Source organism: Nocardia macrotermitis (assembly GCF_009604405.1).
GTDB classification, from domain to species: domain Bacteria; phylum Actinomycetota; class Actinomycetes; order Mycobacteriales; family Mycobacteriaceae; genus Nocardia; species Nocardia macrotermitis.
The window spans coordinates 1-526 of sequence record NZ_WEGK01000058.1 but is presented as its reverse complement, the minus strand read 5'-3'; the positions used below and the strand labels follow the sequence as shown (position 1 = coordinate 526).

Below are 526 nucleotides of genomic sequence, written 5' to 3'. Positions count from 1 at the left end.
GAAGCCGGTGGCCTAACCCTTGTGGAGGGAGCCGTCGAAGGTGGGATTGGCGATTGGGACGAAGTCGTAACAAGGTAGCCGTACCGGAAGGTGCGGCTGGATCACCTCCTTTCTAAGGAGCACTTCTACGTAACTCTTCGAATAGTCGGATGATGTTGCGTCAGAGACCGTTTAGTCTCCGTCAGTGGGACTGCGGATGCTCATGGGTGGAACGCTGACAAGCTCATCGCATCGGGTCGGAGCCATGTCTTCGGTCGCGGTGGTATATCGACACACTATTGGGTCCTGAAAGAACACGCGGAAGCGAGTTTCTTTCTAGGAAATTCAGACGATCCGCTCGGGTCTTCGTGAATACCGCGCAGCGTGCTGTGGCTGGTTTCGAGGTTCAGGTTCGAGTGGGTGTGTTGTTTGAGAACTGCACAGTGGACGCGAGCATCTTTGTTTGTAAGTGTGTAAGAGCGTACGGTGGATGCCTTGGCACCGAGAGCCGATGAAGGACGTAGGAGGCTGCGATAAGCCTCGGGGA

The 526-nt window shown here is 55.3% G+C and carries 2 rRNA genes; both read left to right on the top strand.

Going from position 1 to position 526, the window contains the following annotated elements:
• Window positions 1-112: ribosomal RNA gene (locus NRB20_RS37415) — 16S ribosomal RNA — on the top strand; the annotation flags it as partial.
• Between the two features lie 330 nt (window positions 113-442).
• Window positions 443-526 (top strand): 23S ribosomal RNA (locus NRB20_RS37410); the annotation flags it as partial.